The organism is Paraliobacillus salinarum (assembly GCF_014083865.1).
Classification (GTDB): domain Bacteria; phylum Bacillota; class Bacilli; order Bacillales; family Amphibacillaceae; genus Paraliobacillus; species Paraliobacillus salinarum.
The window spans coordinates 1-19,921 of the sequence record NZ_JACEFA010000005.1 but is presented as its reverse complement, the minus strand read 5'-3'; the positions used below and the strand labels follow the sequence as shown (position 1 = coordinate 19,921).

Here is a 19,921-nt window from a genome sequence, read left to right as displayed (position 1 = left end):
TCTAACAAATGTCACGTTCTAACCTCTTTTATATTAGTAGAATTGACCGTTGCAATCCCTGCATTTTCAAGAGATAATATAAACAGGTTATTGTTAGGAAGGGGAAAAATTTGTGCATACTAATTTACAAAGAACTGAGGAAATAGCAGATTTAATGCAAACTACAGGTAGTGGATACGATTTACTGCGCTATGTTTGTTTACCAGATTTGCTTGGAAAAGATGCAGCAACGATCCTTTATGTACTTGGAAAGAATTTAGCACGACAAATAAAATGGGATTCTATAGAACAAGTGAAAGACTTTTTTTATAAAGTGGGTTGGGGAGAATTAGTTGATGTAAAAGAAAAACGTAGGGAGTTTATTTTCTCATTGACTGGTTCGGCGATCACACAACGAATGAAACAAGATATCGTTACTGATTATAGACTTGAGGCGGGTTTTTTAGCCGAAGCATTACAGCAAATAAAGCAGCTGGATTGTGAATGTATCGATGAAATCAAATCAAAGAAAAATTATGTAGAATTTAAAGTACTTATATCAAAATAAACAGTGAATAATATGATGCACCTTAAACATTGAAAATACCGATGTATAAGGTGCATCTTGTTATTTATCATCTTTTTCTTTAGTTAAATTATCAAGAATTGTTTGTGCTGTTGGTTTAGGTATGCCTAACCGTTGGAGTTCCTCTATTGTTGCTTGCTTGATCTCAGTAATCGACTTAAAGTGTGTTAACAATAATTTCTTGCGCTTTTCTCCCACACCAGGAATAGCGTCTAGCTCTGACTTAAAAGCACTTTTTCCTCGCAATTGGCGGTGGAAGGTAATCGCAAATCGATGGACTTCATCCTGGATACGTTGGATTAAGTAAAATTCTTGTGATTTCCGGTCCAAAGGTATTGTTTCTGGAGGTACGCCATATAGTAATTCACTTGTCTTATGTTTATCATCCTTGGCTAAACCACATAATGGAATCTCTAATCCTAATTCATTTTCTAATACATCTGATGCAGCACTCATTTGCCCTTTACTTCCATCGATCACAATTAGATCTGGTAAAGGTAGTCCTTCTTTTAACACTCTTGTATAACGTCTTCGAACGACTTCTCGCATCGTTTCATAATCATCTGGACCTTTGACGTCTCGTATTTTATATTTCCGATATTCTTTTTTTAGTGGACGGCCATCCATGAAAACAACCATTGCTGAAACAGGATCTGTCCCTTGGATATTTGAGTTATCAAACGCTTCAATTCGGTGTGGTGTTTCAATATGAAGCTTCTCACCTAAGCCTTCAACAGCTTTGATTGTTCTCGCCTCATCTCTTTCAATAAGAGAAAATTTTTCTTCTAGTGCAATTTCAGCATTTTTCCCAGCTAAATCAATTAATTCTTTTTTACGTCCACGATATGGAATTGTTACATCTATTTCTAACAACTCGCTTAACAATTTGTAATCAACTGGTGCAGGAACTAACACTTGCTTTGGCTTAGGATGATTTTGATGTAAATAAAACCGTCCTACAAAGCTCATAAACGTTTCTTGTGCTTCATCATAAAATGGAAAAATAGATACGTCACGTTCAATTAATTTCCCTTGTCTAATAAAGAAGACTTGAACACACATCCACCCTTTATCATACGCATAATGAAATACATCACGATTGACTTGATCATTTAGAGTCATTTTCTGTTGTTCCATAACTGCTTCAATATGCTGTATTTGATCTCTTAACTCTTTTGCCCGCTCGAAATTCAATGCGTCACTAGCGATCATCATTTTTTGTTGAATTTGTTGTTTAATTTCCTTATGACCACCATTCAAAAAAGAGACAATTTGTTGCACAATCTGTCTATATTCTTCAACAGTTGGTGGTGTTTCTGAACATGCTAGGCATTGATCCATGTGGTAATACAAACAATGTCTACCAGGAGGATTATTACATTTTTTTAGAGGGTACATACGATCAAGTAGCTTTTTTGTTTCTCTTGCTGCTAGAACATTTGGATATGGTCCAAAGTATTTCCCTTTATCTTTTTTCACTTTACGTGTAATGATTAATCTCGGATGACGTTCATTTGTAATTTTTAAATAGGGATAACTTTTGTCATCTTTTAGCAATACATTATATTTAGGATCATATTTTTTAATTAGATTCATCTCTAAGATCAATGCTTCAATCTCAGATGAGGTAACAATATATTCAAAATCAACAATTTCTTGCACTAACCGTTGTGTCTTTTGATCATTTGCCCCTGTAAAATATGACCGCACACGATTACGCAACAGCTTAGATTTTCCGACATATATGATTGTGCCATGCTTGTCCTTCATTAAATAACAGCCTGGTTGGGCAGGGAGCACAGCTAATTTCTCTTTAATTTTATCTGACATAATTGACAACTCCACTAGATATACTTACATCTATTGTATAATAAAGAAGAATCCCTTGCTACTCATAAAGTAACAAGGGATATATTAATCTTATTGATTATGCGTGCTTGTTGATTAATGCTTCAAGTGCTTCTTTTGGTTGGTAACCAACTACTTGATCTACTACTTCTCCATTTTTAAATAATAGTAGTGTTGGAATACTCATCACACCGTGCTTCGCTGCAGTTTCTTGGTTTTCATCCACATCAAGTTTTACAATTTTAACTGTATCGCTCATTTCAGCATCGATTTCTTCTAATACTGGAGCAATCATCTTACATGGGCCACACCATGTTGCCCAAAAGTCCACTAATACTAGACCATCACGTGTATCATTGATAAACGAACGGTCTGTTGCATTTACAATTGCCATTTATTTCGTCCTCCTTTATTACTTAACCATCTTACTTGTTGTAGTATATCATGACGTTTTGTTAACTGGCTAATAGTTTGCTCATTTATTACTTTACCCGATAAATTAGAAATAAAACCTTTGTTTGGTATCTTCTAATTTTAGTTACTTATCGTTACACAAGAATCGTTCTTATAAATTAAAAATGTAGATTATATAATGCTAGCTCCGATAATGAATGATAACCCGATTGATATCACCATGGAAAGAAATCCTACAGCACGATTATCATTGCCTATTTCTTTATCAATTTTATATGTGGGGGTAAGGAACTCAAATATAAAATATCCCATCAAAAGTAGCACAAAGCCAAACGCACCCCAACTTATACTTTCAAGTATTGTATCATTATGTTGAATCGAAAAACGAAAGACGTTAGCAATTCCAAACACTTTTCCGCCTGTTGCCATCGCTACTGCAAAGTTTCCTTTTTTTATTTCTTCCCAGTTTTTATAGGAGGTTACAAGTTCAAATATTGCTAGAAAGACGATCATACATAGAATGACTACACTGTATCGTGCTGCTGAAGCAATAAATGGATTTTCCCAAAACGCTGCCATGATATACATCTCAATCTCCCTTTCCTAGTTATCAACTTTCTACTTTGACCAATGTAAGAAAGTCTCTTACTTGAATTCTAGTATTGTCACACCCGTTCCGCCTTCATTCATTTCACCAGCTCGTTGGTTTTTAATATGTGAATGACGTTTCGCGAAAGCTTGTACACCTTTTCTTAACGCCCCGGTTCCTTTTCCATGAATAATCGATACATTGGGATATCCTGCTAATAATGCATCATCCACATATTTTTCAAGTTGGTGCAATGCATCTTCATATCTTTCCCCGCGTAAGTCAAGCTCAGGTTTAACGTGATAATTTGATCCTTTAACAGTAGCCATTGGTTTTTCGATGATCGCTTCTTGACGTTTAACGAATTGTAAATCTTTACGTTTTGCTTTTACTTTCATAATACCAACTTGTACTTGATATTCATTTTTACTAATTTTATTAACAATGCTTCCCTGTTGATTCAATGTTAATAACAGTACTTCATTACCTGGCTCTAGCTCACGGTCTTCATCTTTAACGATTTTCTTCGGTTGTTTTTTCTTACTAGAAAGTTGAGGTTGTGCCTCATCAAATAGTTTACGTGCTTCAATCCATTCATGTTCTTTTAATGTAGCCTGATGCTTCATGTCTCTAATCGTTGCAACAATTGCTTCTGATTCTTCGCGTGCCTTTTGAAGTGCTTTTTCCGCTTTTTCTTCCGCCTTTTGGTATAGACTTTCTTTCTTTTGATCAAATTGATTCCATTGATTTTCTAGTTCTTTCTTCAGCTCATCAGCTTCTTCTAATAAACGTGCTGCTTCCTCTTGGTCCTTCTCCGCTTCTCTTCTTGCATTCTCAAGTGATGCAATCATGTTCTCTACACTTGTTGAATCGGTACCGATATGCCCCTTGGCAGCGTCAATTACTTCTGCATTTAGCCCTAAACGTTTAGAAATTTCAAATGCATTACTTCTTCCTGGTACACCAATTAGTAAACGATAAGTCGGCTGAAGAGTCTGGACATTAAATTCAACAGAAGCGTTGATTACTCCTTCACGATTGTAGCCATACGCTTTTAATTCTGGATAGTGTGTCGTCGCAATAATCCTTGCATTTCGTCTAACAACATCATCTAAAATAGCCATCGCAAGAGCAGCACCTTCTTGTGGGTCTGTTCCCGCACCTAATTCATCAAACAACACTAATGTTTTTTCATTAACATGCTTTAAAATTTCTACAATGTTAGTCATATGTGATGAAAATGTACTTAGGCTTTGCTCAATAGATTGTTCATCTCCAATATCAGCAAATACATCCTCAAAAACTGCTAATTCACAGCCATCTAAAGCTGGTACTTGAAGGCCGGATTGTGCCATTAATGTAAATAATCCTACCATTTTTAGTGTAACTGTTTTCCCACCTGTATTTGGTCCAGTAATCACAATCGCATGATAATCTTTTCCTAATGCAATATCATTAGCTACTACTTCATCATCTGTTAATAACGGATGACGCGCCTGCTTCATTTCAATAATTCCTTGATCATTCATTTTCGGCATAGCTGCGCGCATTGATTGCCCTAAATGTGCTCGTGCAAACATAAAATCTAATTTTGCTAAGATCACTACATTATGCGCTAAAAAGTCATGGTCCGCAGCTATTCTAGTAGATAATTCATGAAGAATCCGGTCAATCTCGGTTTTCTCTTGAGCTTTTGCTTCTTGCAGCTGGTTATTCAAGTCTACTACTGCTTGTGGTTCCATAAATAGTGTTTGACCAGACGCTGATTGGTCATGAACAATACCACCAATTGCCCCACGATACTCTTGTTTTACCGGTATGACATAACGATCATTTCGAATCGTTACAATTGCATCAGATAACATACTACTTTTTGATTTTGTATAGTTATCTAATTTATCTCTTAGTCTAGACTCATTTGTTCTTATTTTAGAACGCAAGGAACGTAACTTGTCAGATGCTCCGTCCATCATATGTCCATGGTCATCGATACAGCTCTTAATTTCTGTTTCTAATTCACTTAGTGAGGTTATTTCTTCTACCAAGCCTCGAATAATTGGTAGTTCTGGCTCTTCCATCGCATGAATAAATCGTTTTAACTGTTTTCCGCCATAAATAGTACCTGCGATATCTAAGCATTCCTGTGTATTTAAAGCACCACCAATCAGTGCACGCTTAATACTTGGTCTTATATCGACGACTCCACCAAGTGGTACGTTTCCTTTTAACCTAACAATACTTACAGCTTCATCTGTTTCTGCTTGCAACTGCAGCACCTCTTGCAAATCAGTTAAAGGTTTTAACTTTCGTGCTTGTTCTTTTCCAAGTGATGATGCGGCATGATTTTCTAGTTGTTCAATAATTTTATGAAATTCTAACACATGAAATATTCGATCATTCATATATTGTGACCCCTTTTACCGTTTGCTTTTAAATAAGTTTGTGAGTTCTTCCTTTGACCATGTATTGATTACAGTCTCTTTCTTTAACCAGCCGCGTTTTGCTACACGGACACCATCTTTCATATAATCAAGCGAGGCTTCATTATGCGCATCCGTGTTTATCGCGATCTTAACCCCTTGTTCTTGTGCTAACTGCAACCACTCAGGCGCTAGATCAAATCGATTCGGATTTGCATTTAATTCTAACACAGTACCCGTTTCCTTCGCCCGCTTAATTAATTTTTCTACATTGACTTGGTATCCTTTACGGCGACCGATAATTCTTCCAGTTGGATGTGCAATAATCGTAACATACGGGTTATCACATGCATGATAAAGCCGTTTCATAATTTCTTCTTCTGTTTGGTTAAAACTAGAATGTATTGCACCAATTACATAATCCATTTCCTTTAAAAATGCATCATCAAAATCTAAATTCCCATCAGGTAAAATATCCATTTCTACCCCTGCAAAAATATGAATAGCTGGATACTTTTGTTTTAATCGTTCAATTTCTTCTCTTTGTTCTCGTAATCGGTTTTCATTTAATCCGTTTGCTACTCTTAAAAACTTTGAGTGATCCGTTATAGCAATATACTGATATCCACGATCGATTGCCGCATTCACCATTTCTTCTACAGATTGCGCGCCATCACTCCAAGTTGTATGCATATGCAAATCGCCCTTAATATCATCAGGCTCTACTAAAGCTACTTCTTGCTCAAATGCATCTAATTCCCCTGCATTCTCGCGTACTTCTGGCGGAATATAAGTTAAGCCAAAGTGATGGAAGAAATCTTTCTCTGTTTCAAAAGTTAACAATTCGCCTGTATCATTATTTTCCACACCATATTCACTAATCTTTTCATTCTGTGCTTTCGCTCGTTGGCGCATCGCTACATTATGATCTTTAGAACCAGTAAAATGATGTAATGTTGTTGTGAATTCCTCTGGTTTCACAATGCGGAAATCTACAGAAATATCATAGGATTCTTCTAATACAATCGAAACCTTTGTATTTCCTGATGCGATAATCTCTTTTATATTGGCTATCGCTAATAATTCATCTCTAACCTTATCAGGCTCGTCGCTAGCGATGATAAAGTCTAAGTCTTTCACTGTCTCACGCATGCGTCGAATACTTCCAGCGCGTGAATAGCGCAATACAGTATTTATTTCTTCTAAATACGCTTCTAATTTTTCTACAATGGGTAGCATATTTGCGATCGGGAGACGATCAGGTTGGCTGTCTGCTTCATCTAGAGCCTTAATTATTTTTTCACTCGTTTTTTTACCGAATCCTTTTAATTCAGCAACCTTTCCGCTTGTACATGCTTCACGTAATGAATCTGCATCAACAACTTCTAATTCTTGATAAAGTTTGGCCAGTTTTTTCCCACCTAAGCCAGGTAAATTTAATAAAGGAATTAAACCAGCAGGAACTTCTTCTTCTAAAGCCGATAAAGCTTCTGAAGTACCTTGGTCTACGTATTCATGAATCACAGCGGCAGTTCCTTTACCGATGCCGTTTAGGGCGGTGAAATCATCAATTTCTGATAAAGAACGATTATCTGTTTCTAATGCCTGCGCCGCCTTTCGATAGGCAGAAATTTTAAACGGATTTTCTCCTTTAAGTTCTAGATAAAGCGCTATTTTTTCTAATAAACCGATGACATCTTTTTTGTTAATCTGATTCATCTCTTCATCCTCCGGTACTTTTATTCAGTAGAGAAACCCTTGCTTATCAATATGCGCAAGGGTTTCTTTGATATACTTATTCAATCATTATTCACCAAACAAGCTTGCAACATGCTCAAACCATAATGATTTTAGTTCTGCTGATAATATTGGTGTATGTTCGATAATAAATTGTGCAACAGAAGAGCCCTCTATTGCTTGCTGTACAATTCCTACTGGTGCAAGTGCTGCTATGTATAATAAAACAAATAAAACAACATATGATTCAATAAATCCTAAGATCGCACCTAATAAACGATTAATGGAATGCAAAACAGGAAGTTCTGCAACAAAATCTAACATAGAGCTTATAATGCTTAATATAATTTTTACGCTAAAGAAAATAATTGCAAACGCAATAGCATTATAAAACGCAGCTTCTAATGGTAGAGAATCAAGAAATACTGCCCATGTTTCTCCTTCAGGTAAATTAGGGTAAGGTATCCACATAATAAGCTTATCCGCTAATTTATCATAGTATATTGCTGCTACAATAAATGAAATGATAAAGCTTACTAAATGAAAAGCTTGTAGAATGAAACCTCTTTTTAAACCACGTAATAAACCTAATACTAATAGGCCAATTATTAATATACTAATCATGATATTTTTGGTCCTCTTTCTGATTTAATGTCTGTTCTAATTCTTCATATTTTTTTTGTAATTTCATATAATCATTCATTGTATTAACAGCTGTTAATACCGCTAATCTGGACGTATCCAAGCTTTTGTTCACATCATGAATCTCTCTCATTTTTTCATCAACTAAGCTAGCGACTAATTTAACGTGATGTAAATTTTCTTCACCTATAATTTTGTAAGTCTTACCATATATATCAACCGTTATCCGTGTTTTATCTGATTGGGACACGATTATACCCCCTCAATTCTATCAAATCCTAAAGTTAATATTAACATGAACATTATCATTTAGGAAACTATTCTATTGTGTTTTCTTTTGCTATACTATATTTATCTTATCAAAGAAGGAGTTATTATGGGACAAATTGTACTAAAATTGCCATTAAATAAAATTGAAGAAATGATGCAAGCTTATCAATCACAGTTAAAGCAGGCACCTCAAGGAGCTGTATTCGCTGCAAAAACACCAAACAGTTCTATTACAGCCTATCGATCTGGTAAGGTATTATTTCAAGGTAAAAACCCTGAAATAGAGGCTGGAAAATGGGGGGATATTGAAGAAACTGGTTCCTTTAGTCCATCAAACAATTCTAAACCAAAACAACATAACTTTATGCCTAACCCTAGTTTATTCACACAATCACATATCGGGTCAGATGAAGCAGGTACTGGAGATTACTTTGGACCAATTACTGTAGCCGCAGCTTACGTGGAGCAAAGTCAAATTCCATTATTAAAGGAACTAGGAGTAAAGGATTCAAAAAATTTGACGGATGCCTCTATTACTTCCATTGCAAGAAAACTACTTCAGCTTGAGTTACCATACTCATTAGTAATCTTACATAATCCCAAATACAATAAGCTACAACAAAAAGGTTGGACGCAAGGGAAAATGAAAGCTATGTTACACAACCATGCAATCAATCAATTAATTAAAAAAATTGAACCAGTAAAGCCAGACGGAATTATTATTGATCAGTTCTGTGAACCGCAAGTATATCAGCGTCACTTACAATCAGAAAAAAATGCGCTACAAGAAAATGTGTATTTTATGACGAAAGCAGAAAGTCATTCCATTGCGGTTGCTGCTGGATCGATTATTGCACGTGCTAGTTTTGTTCAAGAGATGAACAAACTATCAAAGAAAGCCGAAATGACATTGCCTAAGGGCGCATCTGCAAAAGTAGACCGGGCGATTGCTACTATGATTAAGAAATATGGAAGAGATAACCTAAACAGCTTTGCAAAAGTACATTTTGCAAACACAAAAAAAGCATCCGCTTATTTATAAGTGAATTTTTTCAAATAAATAAAGGTTGACGTTCGATCACTTGTCATGCAAACTTTAACATACAAAGTTTGAGAAAGATTCATATACTTAAAGCGATAACAACATCAAAGGAGACGGAGCATGAATTATTTAATAGGGTTATTAGTAATCGTTGTTGGGGTTATTAATTTAACGATTGGAATAAAAGGAAAAACAATTGGTTCAAATGAACATAAGTTATCTAACGGCCAAAAATGGATTTACAAAATTGCTGGTGTTCTTGTAATAGTGTTGGGTATTATGTATGTATTAGGTCTATTGCCGCAGTTTTAGTTGAATTGAATTTCTTTAAAATCATACTTCAATCCCTCGAACGAATAAGTTTGAGGGATTGTTTTATAAACTATGATTTCTTTTTAATCTTTCTGTTATTAATCATGCTTATCGTTACTAATCCAATAAAATGATAATTTTATTCACAATCGCATATTAAACAACTGCACCATTTTTCTCTAAAACTTTTAACTAAAAGCCTTAAATATAAAAGGTATTGCTATCACCAAAAACGATCCTATAACTACTATAAATTTAATTTTTATTACATTCTTTTTTACTTCTTCCAAAAAAAAAAACGCCTCCATAATCTAGACTTATATGTGATCTTACCTCGAATTTTTATTAAAATAATTGAATTTGTTGACTTTTATTTTTCAGGCATCGTGTAGGTCACATGTAAATTATTATTTTCCTTTATTTCCATAAATATTTCACCTATAACTTTCATTGCTCTTTGTTTAGATTCATATTTACCCAACGTTTTGTTCCATTGGTCTAAAAAACTATTTTCTATAAATCCTTCTATGTTTTTTCCTTTTACAGTTACATCTTTTACTTTAACCAAGCTTTGTCTGTTTTGAATCATTATCCATAGCATAAAAAAACCCTCCTCTTTAATCATGATTTCTTTTTTTCTAATAATTAGACGTTTACTATTCTATAACAGTTCCCACTTCTAGGTCTTATTTAAATATATAACCATGATATATGAATTATAATAAAAAAGGCTTTGACTTCATCTTTGAAATCAAAACCTTCTTACAAATAGACTTAACTTCTTAATTCAGCTTTATGTGCATCTTGTACTGCTGTTAAGATTGTTTGATACGATGCTTCTACTTCATCGTCTGTTAAAGTACGCTCTGGATCTAAATAAAGCAAGTGGAACGCTAATGATTTCTTCCCTGCTTCTAATCGATCGCCTTGATACAGATCAAACACTTGTATTTCCTTCAATAATGGACCAGCGTTTGTTTCAATCGTTTGTTGAATATCACCTGCAGAAACTGTCTCATCAACAACTAGTGCAATGTCACGAGTAACTGTAGGGAAACGTGGTATTTTATTAAAGCTTGGTTCATTTTCATGTTGTTCGATAAGATATTCTAAATCAATATCAAATACGAATGTATCCTTCAAGTCAAAATCTTTTTGAAGCTTTGGATGTACTTGACCAACAAAACCAATTACCGTATGACCTACCTTCACGATTGCAGTACGTCCAGGGTGCATGCCGTCGATCTTCGTAGGCTCGAATGTTGCATCGACATGTAATCTGTCAAATAATCCTTCTAAGATACCTTTTATTAAGAAAAAGTCGGCTGCTTTCTTTTCTTGCTGCCAAGGATGAGCAAGCCATTCGCCAGTAACGGCTGCACCAGCACGCAAGAGTTCTTTCGGTTGCTTTGTTACTTTTTCTTCTTCAGAAATAAAGACTGTTCCTACTTCATAATAACCAAGATTGGCTTGCTTACGTGCCAGGTTATACGCTAATGAATCTAGCATTTCTGGTAAAATACTCAATCGCAGTGTACTATGCTCTTCACTCATTGGCATAGCTAAACGAATTGGCGTTACTGATTGTGCTTTAATCTCAGGACTTACTAACATTTGCGCACGATTCGTTGTTGTTAAGGAGTAAGTAATAGCCTCTTTTAAACCAGCTCCTTCAAAGTAATTTTTCACAAAACGCTTTAATTCTTGCGCCTTTGTTAAACCACCTGCTTGTGCTGCGCCCTGAGGTAACGTATATGGTAAGTGATCATACCCATAAATACGAGCAACTTCCTCTAACATGTCCTCAAATTGACTAATATCTTGTCTTCTTGTCGGGATAGCTACGTCAAATTTTTCTCCATCTTGCTCAAATGTGAACCCTAATTTTTTCAAGATTATAGCAATTTCTTCGTCTGTCATATCTGTTCCAAGACGTTCATTTATCCGAGTCGTTTCAATCGTAACTTGCTTTTCTGATTTATCTAATCGATCAAAAATCACAGGATCGCTTAGTACTGTTCCATTTGCATGTGCTGCTAATAACTGACAAGCACGAAGACCTGCTGCATAAACACGGTTCGGATCAATTCCTTTTTCAAAACGAGCACTAGATTCACTGCGTAAACCATGGTGCTTCGATGCAATACGCACGGCTTTCGGGTCAAAATAAGCAGCTTCTAACAGAACAGTTGTTGTTGTATCAGATACTTCCGCGTTTGCTCCACCCATTACGCCTGCTAGCGCTGTAGGTTCTTGCCCATTTGTAATGACTAAATGATCAGTAGTTAAATCTCTTGTTTGATCGTCTAATGTTGTCATTGTTTCATTCTGCTTAGCACGACGAACGACGATTTCATCTGAACCAAATGTATCAAAGTCAAAAGCATGAAGTGGCTGACCATACTCAAGTAATACATAGTTCGTAATATCAACCACATTATTTATTGGTCGAATACCAGCTGCTATTAAATAATTTCGCATCCATAACGGTGATGGGCCTACTTTGATATCTTTAATTACAAATGCAGCATAATATGGATTTAATTCTGGAGCATCTACTGTTAATCCAACTTCATCTGTTGCTTTTGCTTCGATCATGCTTACGGATGTATCAGGTAGTTTAACATCTACATCTAAAATAGCTGCTACTTCATAAGCAACACCAAGCATACTTAATGCGTCTGAGCGATTTGGTGTTAATCCAAGCTCTAAAATTGCATCATCTAAATTTAATAATTGTAGTGCATCCGCTCCAGCTTCTACATCATTTGGAAGAACGAATATTCCTTCAGCTACATCTTTAGGTACGAATTTCTCCACGATGCCAAGCTCTTGCAAGGAGCAAATCATGCCATTAGACTCCACGCCTCTTAGCTTCGCCTTTTTAATTTTAAAGTTTCCAGGTAAAACAGCACCTGGTTTTGCAACTACAACTTTTTGTCCAGCCGCTACATTAGGTGCACCACACACAATCTGCAGTGTTTCCTCCCCAACATTTACTTGACACACATTTAATTTATCCGCATCTGGATGCTTTTCACAGCTTTCTACATAACCAACGACAACATTGGTGCTTTTCGCTGCAACATAATCGATACCTTCTACTTCAATACCTGTCTTTGTTATTTTATCTGCTAATGATTCAGGGGGTAACCCTTGTAAATCAACATAATTTTTTAACCAATTTAATGAAACAAGCATGCTATTCCTCCTTTTTACGCTTTATGATATTGTTTTAAAAATCGAACATCATTTGTATAGAAATGTCTTATATCATCGACACCATATTTTAACATTGCAATTCGCTCTGGCCCCATACCGAATGCAAATCCACTGTAAACAGTTGGATCATATCCTGCCATTTCTAACACTCGTGGATGCACCATTCCTCCACCTAATATTTCAATCCAACCTGTTTGCTTACAAACAGAACAGCCTTCTCCATGACACACCTTACATGAGATATCCATTTCTACGGATGGCTCTGTAAATGGGAAGAAGCTTGGGCGTAAGCGAATCTCTCTTTCTTCGCCAAAGAATTGTTTAGCAAATTGATTTAATACCCCTTTTAAATCACTCATTCGTACGTCTTTATCTACATAAAGGCCTTCCACTTGAGTAAATTGGTGTGAGTGTGTTGCATCATCCGTATCACGACGATACACTTTACCCGGGCAAATCATTTTCACAGGCTTATTCCCTTTGTATTCATTCATTGTTCGTGCTTGGACAGGTGAGGTGTGCGTACGTAGCAACAAATCTTCTGTAATGTAAAATGAGTCTTGCATATCTCTTGCTGGGTGATCCTTTGGTAAGTTCAATGCCTCAAAATTATAATAATCTGTCTCCACCTCTGGACCTTCTCGAACCTCAAAGCCCATTCCGATAAATAAGTCTTCTATCTCTTCTACGATACTCGTTAGAAGATGCGGTCCTCCAACAGAAACTGGACGTCCTGGAAGTGTGACATCAATTTTTTCTGTTTCTAACTTTTTCTCCAAAGCTTGTGCCTCTAAGTCCGCTTTCTTATTGTCTAATTGGTTAGCAATCGCCTCTCGAACTTTGTTAGCTAGCTCTCCAATGACTGGACGTTCTTCCGGAGATAATTTCCCCATACCTCGTAATACTTCTGTGATTGGTCCTTTCTTTCCTAAATAAGAAACACGAATCGTTTGTAATGCTTCAAGTGTTGTCGCTTCATTTACTTTGTCTAATGCTTCTTGTTGAAGCTCTTGTAGACGTTCCTTCATTTCTAACACCCTCCTATATAACAGTTTTTTGCAATAGAAAAAGCCCCTATCCCTTATAAAAAGGGACGAGGCTTGGATCGCGGTACCACCCTTGTTGACAAATTAGCATTTGCCCACTTTCATTGATAACGGAAAACATTCCGGAAACGTTCTTACTTGTAAATAACAAGGTCCCAAACGTCGGCTCCAGAGTGAAATTTCAACCTTACTACAATGAAAAAAGCTTCCAGTCCATGGCTTTTTATCCCTAAACATTGTTTACTTATAAAGTCTACTGACTCTTTCTCAGCCTATTTCTATTCAATTTTCGAGTACTTTCGCTCGATATCTTACTTTATTATAGGAAAGTAACCGACAATATGCAACTACTTACCGAAAAATTATCAGAAATTATTATTGAACTAATTGATATAACATAATTCCAGTCGCAACACTAACATTTAGAGACTCTGCTTGACCGTAGATAGGAATATGCACACGTTGGTCTGCTTGCTCTATTAAAGTACTAGAAACACCTGCACCTTCATTGCCGACAATTAATGCCACTTTGTCTGGGACTGTTAATTCATTAATCGCATCAGCTCGCTCTAAGGTAGAAGCCCAGATGGAAACAGACTCCTTTTTTAATTTTCGGCAAAACGTTTCCAAATTAGCTTGTATGACAGGGATATGAAACAATGAACCTTGTGTCGATCGAATCACTTTATCATTAAACAGATCTACTGTATTTTCACCTAAAATAACCCCTGTGAAACCTGCTGCATCAGCTGTACGAATCATTGTGCCTACATTACCAGGGTCTTGGATCGAATCTAACAATAGTAAGCGATGATTGTTTGTAAGTCGTATTTCTTTTCGATTAACTACCGCCATGATTCCTTGAGGTGTTTTTGTATCTGCTAAATGGTCCATTACGTTAGCTGAAACGGTAATAATATCAAAATCTCCATTACTAAAAGGGATGTCCATGTTTTCTTGTACAATCAACGTTTCAATTGACCAATCACTTTTGATTGCTTCTTCTACTAAATGTGTACCTTCTATTAAAAAATGATTTGTTTGTTCACGATGTTTTCTTTTCTTCATTTTATTCCATTGTTTCACTGTTTCATTTTTTACTGATGTAATCATTTTACTCATCCTTTTTTAATCTCATATCTTATCATACATATTTTTTAGTCTTATGGTCAAACTAATTTTAAAATAAATTATTGTTGAGGTGATTGAATTGGATTTAAATTTACGCAAGGCGATTTTAGCAAATATCTCGGAGAATAATAAAGAGCAATTAGAAGCGACGATTGTTGATGCAATCCAAAGTGGAGAAGAAAAAATGTTACCTGGTTTGGGTGTTCTATTTGAACTGATCTGGCAAGAATCAGATAATAGTGAAAAAGAAGAAATGTTAACTGCGCTAGAGCAAGGTGTAAAACAAGCACACTAAATTAGTACTTTTTACTTTATTTTTACAAATAACATTGCTTTGATGCCCCGTTTCAGATAAACTAAACTTAATATGTTGTCGAAAAAAAGGGGATTAATAATGGATATTCGATTGATACAGAGTATGATGAAGGCTCAAGCGATGGCAAACTTTTCATCGAATACAATGAATACTAATTCTAGTACTTCTACTATGTTTCAAAATGTTCTAGAATCAATGATGGCTCAACAGATAAAAGATTCGACCGGTCCATCAATTCGAAGTCAATTACAACCGAATCAAGTAACTACTAATCGTTTATATAATAGCCCATCACCTGTTCAATCAAAAGTCTCCAATGACGTGCAAAGCATTATTGATCAGGCCGCCAATACATACGGTGTTGACCGAAATTTAATCGCTACTGTCATTCGGGCAGAGTCTAATTTTAATCAACATGCAGTAAGTAGTGCTGGAGCTCAAGGTTTTATGCAATTGATGCCTGGAACCGCAGCTGGACTTGGAGTGACCGATTCTTTCGATGCACGCCAAAATATTAACGGTGGCACACGTTATTTGAAGCAAATGCTTACGAAATACAATGGAGATACATCGCTAGCGCTTGCAGCATACAATGCAGGTCCTGGAAATGTAGATAAATACGGTGGAATTCCTCCTTTTAAAGAAACGCAAAACTATGTAACTAAGATAATGTCACAATATGTTTAAATAAAAAAGTTGCTGGAGTATGATTGAACGATACCCCAGCAACTTTTTATGATTTAATCAAAAGTAATTTCTTTCACTTTATCTGTATCCAAGCGTTTAATCACTTCGACAATCAAATGTACGGCATGATCAAAGTCATCTTGATGAATCATTGCAGCATGTGAGTGAATATATCTTGTCGCAATAGTAATCGATAGTGCAGGAACACCATTCGCAGTCAAGTGAATAGAACCTGAATCTGTTCCACCAGCAGCGAGGCTAGCATACTGGAATGGAATATTATTTGTTTCTGCCGTTTCTACTACAAAATCACGTACACCCTTATGAGAGATCATAGATGCATCGTATATAATAATTTGTGGTCCTTCACCAAGCTTACTATCAGATTCATTAGGCGAAATACCAGGTGTGTCACCAGCAATACCTGTATCAACTGCAAAGCCAATGTCCGGCTGAATCGTGCTCGTTGCGGTTTTTGCACCACGTAAGCCAACCTCTTCTTGCACTGTACCCACACCATATACGACGTTCGGGTGATCTACTCCGTCTAATTGCTTCAATACTTCAATCGCAATTGCACAACCAATGCGATTATCCCACGCTTTTGCTAATAGTAGCTTTTCATTATTCATCTGTGTGAATTCAAAATATGGGACAACAGAATCGCCTGGTCGTACACCAAATTCTTCTGCCTCTTCACGACTAGATGCTCCGATATCAATAAACATATCTTTTATTTCATATGGTTTTTTACGCGCTTCAGCAGGCATAATGTGTGGCGGTTTTGAGCCAATAATTCCAGTAACATCACCTTTTGATGTTTGAATCGTCACGCGCTGCGCTAACATAACTTGACTCCACCAGCCACCAATGGTTTGGAAATATAAGAATCCTTTATCATCGATTCGTGTCACCATGAAACCAATTTCATCTAAATGTCCGGCTACCATTACTTTCGGTCCATCTTCTTTACCTACTTTTTTTGCAATTAAACTTCCAAGATTATCAGTGTAAACTTCTGTCGCATGAGGTGCAATATATTTCTTCATTACCTCTCTTGCTTCTTTTTCATTTCCTGAAATCCCTTTTGCATCGGTTAATTCTTTAAGCATTGTTAATTTTTCATTTAATTGTGTCATTATGTATAACCTCCTCTTACAATCATTATAGACTTATTCTTATCTAATTTGAAACGTTTCACTCAATAGTTTTGGTCTTGTCGGTTAAAATTCACTTCATTTTTATCTATGTAAGCGGTCATAATTGCTTGTTCAGAAAATCCAAGTACTTGTCCTAATCGTAAAAAGACTCCGAATAAGTTTTGATAATTTTCACTCGTCGTTTCAGTTTTTAAACTTAAGCTCGCTTGATAAACTTGGTGAAATAATGTTGTCGGATCAGCTTCTTTTGTTGGAATATCAATTTGATTCTGTTCAAATCCTTGATCAATCCCAAGTGATAAAATAAAGTGAAGTCCATCCACATACTCTTCTAAAATAACATGATTTTCACTCGGACCTTTCTTACTCCAAAACTTAAAGCAGCGCGTTTCATTCGCAAGCTCCCCTAATTCAACCAGTAAAGCTAAAACCTTTTTATCAAATAACTCGCTTTTTTCTAGGCGATGATTTGATTCTATGTACTGATCTAATTGCTTTTGCATAACAAAAAGCTTTTCCCAATTCATTTATATCCCTCTTTCTGTGGCAAACTTTTTTCATTATAACATGAATTTATTTATTTTCGTGAAACCAAACGGTATACTTATTCGTATAGTAGGGTGAACATACTCATAGGGAGTGATGCCAATGTTTATTGTATACCTATTTCGTATATTTATTGTTATAGCTATTCTGTTTCTATTGTATACCGTTTATAAATATGTCACTAATCCAGCTAGAAAGCTAGAAGTAGCCAAAAATAAAAAACAGTTCTATTTCTTAGATGAACCTGATCATGTTGAAAAAAATTTTCTTATGACTTATAAAGGGATTTTATTTGAAGGGGAAAAATATATTGGAACAACCGAAAGCGCGTTTGATGTTGTCACCGTCATTGTTTACGCCAAACAGCCACACGAATTAAAGGGTTTAGAGCGTGACGACTTATATTTTCTTGAAAAAGAAATACTTATATATTATCCTTATGCAAAAGTAGAGTGGAAGCATCCAATTAGTCAATTATTAGATATTTATTAATCTAAAAATGAAACAGCAGCATACTGTTTCATTTTTAGATTACATCACTATTTGTTGTTTTTGGATGAAAGAAGTCATGCCAGCTAATATATATTTCTTTTCTCCTCACGAAATATAGAAGCGGCAATATTCCTATCATCATACTACCACTCAAGGCTGGTGATAAATTTGTAATCGATTCTCCAATTGATGTGTACACGACTGTTAGTGGAATATTCGAAATGATAGAGGATCGCATATAATCTTTTAGATGACGGGATACTTCTAGGATGCATAGCGATAATAGATGGAAATGAATAAATGGAATTAATCTTAAAATAGCAATTTGAGAAGTGGTTAAATCAGGCTGTTTTCCTAACAATTTTTGTTTCATTCGAATAAAGCGTTGTAGTGTACTAGGCATTTTTTCACTCATTTTATAAAACATAAGGCTAGATAATGTTACACCTACAAGGGAATATGCAATACCTGGTATCACCCCAAATAAAAGTCCTCCAGTGATGCATAGAAAAACGACGGGAAGAAATAATATTGGTCGAAGTAAATGCAGTGCAATGAATATCAAAGGTGCAAAAATCCCCGCTGTTTCCATCATCATTGTGACAGAAGCACCGATATACTCCATAACTTCTCCTCCTTCATATTCATTCTATGACAGGAGACGAGCCTTTATGACAGGATTGATGTATTCAAGAAAATATAAAGTAAAATTTGTCCGATTAGTAGGATTGGCATACCAAATTGAAACGATCGGTGCTTTGTTTTGTGTCGGAAGGTCTTCATTCCTATTATGCTACCTATCGAACCGCCAATAATAGCAAGTAACCATAAATTTTTCTCAGGCACACGCCATTTTCTTTTTTCTGCTCGATGCTTATCGATCCCCATTACGATAAACGCGATACCATTTACTGCTATAATATAAATTAAACTAATCCACTGCATAGTTTTTCTCCTTTTATTTTGACTGTCTAGTTTAACCACTTTTCACATCTAATGTAATACAAATAATAACATGGATTAGCTATTCATTAATTGATATTTTTTATTGTGAATAATGAATTGACCACATTTTTACCTTGATTTTTAAAAAGTAGTTAAAAACAGCTTCTCGTGACCACAATCAACAATCTGTTTATTAAAATGGTCATAAAACGTGTACATAGGATCAAAATGATTAATTTTTATAAACAAAATGGACATCCTTATATATTATTTAATCATAAAAAAGAACTACTATCTTCATTTCGGAAAAGATGTGACCCCAAAAAGTTAGAGTATTATATTAAGCAGCTAATTGGCTGGTGTGAATTCGGTATTGAACTGGACTCATGCCTGCCAATTTTTGCTTTATACGCTTATTATTATAATAATTGATATGTTCCTTAATTTTATTTTTTAATTCTTCAAACGAGCACAGTGCCTCTCCGTAATACATCTCTTGTTTTAGTAAACCAAAAAAGTTCTCCATGGGCGAATTAT

General features: G+C 35.6%; 22 protein-coding genes and 1 other annotated feature. Of the genes, 6 read left to right on the top strand and 16 right to left on the bottom strand.

Annotated elements, in window-relative coordinates:
* Positions 1–112: 112 nt before the first annotated feature.
* A complete protein-coding gene (locus tag HP569_RS06625) occupies positions 113–547 on the top strand; it encodes a YslB family protein (RefSeq protein WP_182200387.1) in 435 nt (144 codons plus the stop codon).
* A 60-nt stretch (positions 548–607) separates the two neighbouring features.
* Here HP569_RS06625 and uvrC read toward each other — a convergent pair whose 3' ends face one another.
* From uvrC to zapA, 7 genes are all read right to left on the bottom strand, one after another.
* On the bottom strand, positions 608–2,395 hold the full coding sequence (gene uvrC, locus HP569_RS06620) for an excinuclease ABC subunit UvrC (protein ID WP_182200386.1): 1,788 nt from the start codon (positions 2,393–2,395) through the stop codon (positions 608–610).
* Between the two features lie 97 nt (positions 2,396–2,492).
* A complete protein-coding gene (gene trxA / locus HP569_RS06615) occupies positions 2,493–2,807 on the bottom strand; it encodes a thioredoxin (protein WP_182200385.1) in 315 nt (104 codons plus the stop codon).
* Positions 2,808–2,998: 191 nt separating this feature from the next.
* Positions 2,999–3,406 carry a DUF350 domain-containing protein gene (locus HP569_RS06610; RefSeq protein ID WP_182200384.1) on the bottom strand — a complete coding sequence of 136 codons (408 nt, stop codon included), beginning with the start codon at positions 3,404–3,406 and terminating at the stop codon, positions 2,999–3,001.
* Positions 3,407–3,472: 66 nt separating this feature from the next.
* Positions 3,473–5,818, bottom strand: a complete 2,346-nt coding sequence (locus HP569_RS06605; RefSeq protein WP_182200383.1) for an endonuclease MutS2 — start codon at positions 5,816–5,818, stop codon at positions 3,473–3,475.
* Positions 5,819–5,833: 15 nt separating this feature from the next.
* A complete protein-coding gene (polX, locus tag HP569_RS06600; RefSeq protein ID WP_182200382.1) occupies positions 5,834–7,555 on the bottom strand; it encodes a DNA polymerase/3'-5' exonuclease PolX in 1,722 nt (573 codons plus the stop codon).
* Positions 7,556–7,642: 87 nt separating this feature from the next.
* Positions 7,643–8,197 (bottom strand): CvpA family protein, encoded by a 555-nt coding sequence (locus HP569_RS06595; protein WP_182200381.1) that lies wholly within the window; start codon positions 8,195–8,197, stop codon positions 7,643–7,645.
* The gene (zapA, locus tag HP569_RS06590) at positions 8,190–8,465 is read right to left on the bottom strand and encodes a cell division protein ZapA (RefSeq protein ID WP_182200380.1); all 276 of its coding nucleotides are present in this window, start codon (positions 8,463–8,465) and stop codon (positions 8,190–8,192) included. The genes HP569_RS06595 and zapA overlap by 8 nt, the downstream gene beginning before the upstream one ends.
* A 126-nt stretch (positions 8,466–8,591) precedes the next feature.
* Between zapA and rnhC the strand changes: the two genes are divergently transcribed.
* A complete protein-coding gene (gene rnhC, locus HP569_RS06585; RefSeq protein WP_182200379.1) occupies positions 8,592–9,527 on the top strand; it encodes a ribonuclease HIII in 936 nt (311 codons plus the stop codon).
* A 120-nt stretch (positions 9,528–9,647) separates the two neighbouring features.
* The gene (locus tag HP569_RS06580; RefSeq protein ID WP_182200378.1) at positions 9,648–9,839 is read left to right on the top strand and encodes a hypothetical protein; all 192 of its coding nucleotides are present in this window, start codon (positions 9,648–9,650) and stop codon (positions 9,837–9,839) included.
* Between the two features lie 370 nt (positions 9,840–10,209).
* Here the strand turns inward: HP569_RS06580 and HP569_RS06575 are convergent, their stop codons facing one another.
* The 4 genes from HP569_RS06575 to HP569_RS06560 all read right to left on the bottom strand — a co-directional run bounded on the left by HP569_RS06575 (position 10,210) and on the right by HP569_RS06560 (position 15,220).
* A complete protein-coding gene (locus HP569_RS06575) occupies positions 10,210–10,440 on the bottom strand; it encodes a hypothetical protein (protein ID WP_182200377.1) in 231 nt (76 codons plus the stop codon).
* 173 nt (positions 10,441–10,613) lie between these two features.
* Positions 10,614–13,040: a phenylalanine--tRNA ligase subunit beta gene (gene pheT / locus HP569_RS06570; protein ID WP_182200376.1), complete on the bottom strand. Its 2,427-nt coding sequence runs from the start codon at positions 13,038–13,040 to the stop codon at positions 10,614–10,616.
* 14 nt (positions 13,041–13,054) lie between these two features.
* Positions 13,055–14,089 carry a phenylalanine--tRNA ligase subunit alpha gene (gene pheS, locus HP569_RS06565; protein WP_182200375.1) on the bottom strand — a complete coding sequence of 345 codons (1,035 nt, stop codon included), beginning with the start codon at positions 14,087–14,089 and terminating at the stop codon, positions 13,055–13,057.
* Between the two features lie 58 nt (positions 14,090–14,147).
* Positions 14,148–14,385: a binding site (T-box leader), on the bottom strand.
* Between the two features lie 97 nt (positions 14,386–14,482).
* On the bottom strand, positions 14,483–15,220 hold the full coding sequence (locus tag HP569_RS06560; protein WP_182200374.1) for a TrmH family RNA methyltransferase: 738 nt from the start codon (positions 15,218–15,220) through the stop codon (positions 14,483–14,485).
* 97 nt (positions 15,221–15,317) lie between these two features.
* Here HP569_RS06560 and sspI point away from each other — a divergent pair, with 97 nt between their 5' ends.
* Both sspI and HP569_RS06550 read left to right on the top strand, forming a co-directional pair.
* Positions 15,318–15,533, top strand: coding sequence for a small acid-soluble spore protein SspI (gene sspI, locus HP569_RS06555; RefSeq protein WP_182200373.1), 216 nt, complete (start codon positions 15,318–15,320; stop codon positions 15,531–15,533).
* A 99-nt stretch (positions 15,534–15,632) separates the two neighbouring features.
* Positions 15,633–16,241 carry a lytic transglycosylase domain-containing protein gene (locus tag HP569_RS06550; protein ID WP_182200372.1) on the top strand — a complete coding sequence of 203 codons (609 nt, stop codon included), beginning with the start codon at positions 15,633–15,635 and terminating at the stop codon, positions 16,239–16,241.
* 53 nt (positions 16,242–16,294) lie between these two features.
* Here HP569_RS06550 and HP569_RS06545 read toward each other — a convergent pair whose 3' ends face one another.
* Entirely contained in the window at positions 16,295–17,380 is a 1,086-nt protein-coding gene (locus HP569_RS06545) for a M42 family metallopeptidase (RefSeq protein ID WP_182200371.1), read from the bottom strand.
* Between the two features lie 62 nt (positions 17,381–17,442).
* Positions 17,443–17,928, bottom strand: a complete 486-nt coding sequence (locus HP569_RS06540) for a dUTP diphosphatase (protein ID WP_182200370.1) — start codon at positions 17,926–17,928, stop codon at positions 17,443–17,445.
* Between the two features lie 121 nt (positions 17,929–18,049).
* On the opposite strand from HP569_RS06540, the gene HP569_RS06535 reads away from it, so the two are divergent.
* Positions 18,050–18,439 (top strand): protein kinase family protein, encoded by a 390-nt coding sequence (locus HP569_RS06535; RefSeq protein WP_182200369.1) that lies wholly within the window; start codon positions 18,050–18,052, stop codon positions 18,437–18,439.
* Positions 18,440–18,473: 34 nt separating this feature from the next.
* Here HP569_RS06535 and HP569_RS06530 read toward each other — a convergent pair whose 3' ends face one another.
* From HP569_RS06530 to HP569_RS06520, 3 genes are all read right to left on the bottom strand, one after another.
* On the bottom strand, positions 18,474–19,064 hold the full coding sequence (locus HP569_RS06530; RefSeq protein WP_182200368.1) for a TVP38/TMEM64 family protein: 591 nt from the start codon (positions 19,062–19,064) through the stop codon (positions 18,474–18,476).
* A gap of 44 nt (positions 19,065–19,108) precedes the next feature.
* Positions 19,109–19,384, bottom strand: a complete 276-nt coding sequence (locus tag HP569_RS06525; RefSeq protein ID WP_182200367.1) for a DUF1294 domain-containing protein — start codon at positions 19,382–19,384, stop codon at positions 19,109–19,111.
* A 340-nt stretch (positions 19,385–19,724) separates the two neighbouring features.
* Positions 19,725–19,921 (bottom strand): IS3 family transposase (locus HP569_RS06520; RefSeq protein ID WP_182199027.1); only part of this gene is annotated, 197 nt, incomplete at its 5' end.

Coding starts and splice junctions, on each gene's coding strand:
- HP569_RS06580 (WP_182200378.1), top strand. CDS start 9,648: ATGAATTATTTAATAGGGTTATTAGTAATCGTTGTTGGGGTTATTAAT.
- pheS (WP_182200375.1), bottom strand. CDS start 14,089: ATGAAGGAACGTCTACAAGAGCTTCAACAAGAAGCATTAGACAAAGTA.
- HP569_RS06605 (WP_182200383.1), bottom strand. CDS start 5,818: ATGAATGATCGAATATTTCATGTGTTAGAATTTCATAAAATTATTGAA.
- rnhC (WP_182200379.1), top strand. CDS start 8,592: ATGGGACAAATTGTACTAAAATTGCCATTAAATAAAATTGAAGAAATG.
- trxA (WP_182200385.1), bottom strand. CDS start 2,807: ATGGCAATTGTAAATGCAACAGACCGTTCGTTTATCAATGATACACGT.
- HP569_RS06545 (WP_182200371.1), bottom strand. CDS start 17,380: ATGACACAATTAAATGAAAAATTAACAATGCTTAAAGAATTAACCGAT.
- HP569_RS06575 (WP_182200377.1), bottom strand. CDS start 10,440: ATGCTATGGATAATGATTCAAAACAGACAAAGCTTGGTTAAAGTAAAA.
- HP569_RS06595 (WP_182200381.1), bottom strand. CDS start 8,197: ATGATTAGTATATTAATAATTGGCCTATTAGTATTAGGTTTATTACGT.
- HP569_RS06550 (WP_182200372.1), top strand. CDS start 15,633: ATGGATATTCGATTGATACAGAGTATGATGAAGGCTCAAGCGATGGCA.
- HP569_RS06560 (WP_182200374.1), bottom strand. CDS start 15,220: ATGATTACATCAGTAAAAAATGAAACAGTGAAACAATGGAATAAAATG.
- HP569_RS06535 (WP_182200369.1), top strand. CDS start 18,050: ATGTTTATTGTATACCTATTTCGTATATTTATTGTTATAGCTATTCTG.
- HP569_RS06540 (WP_182200370.1), bottom strand. CDS start 17,928: ATGAATTGGGAAAAGCTTTTTGTTATGCAAAAGCAATTAGATCAGTAC.
- pheT (WP_182200376.1), bottom strand. CDS start 13,040: ATGCTTGTTTCATTAAATTGGTTAAAAAATTATGTTGATTTACAAGGG.
- HP569_RS06525 (WP_182200367.1), bottom strand. CDS start 19,384: ATGCAGTGGATTAGTTTAATTTATATTATAGCAGTAAATGGTATCGCG.
- uvrC (WP_182200386.1), bottom strand. CDS start 2,395: ATGTCAGATAAAATTAAAGAGAAATTAGCTGTGCTCCCTGCCCAACCA.
- HP569_RS06610 (WP_182200384.1), bottom strand. CDS start 3,406: ATGGCAGCGTTTTGGGAAAATCCATTTATTGCTTCAGCAGCACGATAC.
- polX (WP_182200382.1), bottom strand. CDS start 7,555: ATGAATCAGATTAACAAAAAAGATGTCATCGGTTTATTAGAAAAAATA.
- HP569_RS06530 (WP_182200368.1), bottom strand. CDS start 19,064: ATGGAGTATATCGGTGCTTCTGTCACAATGATGATGGAAACAGCGGGG.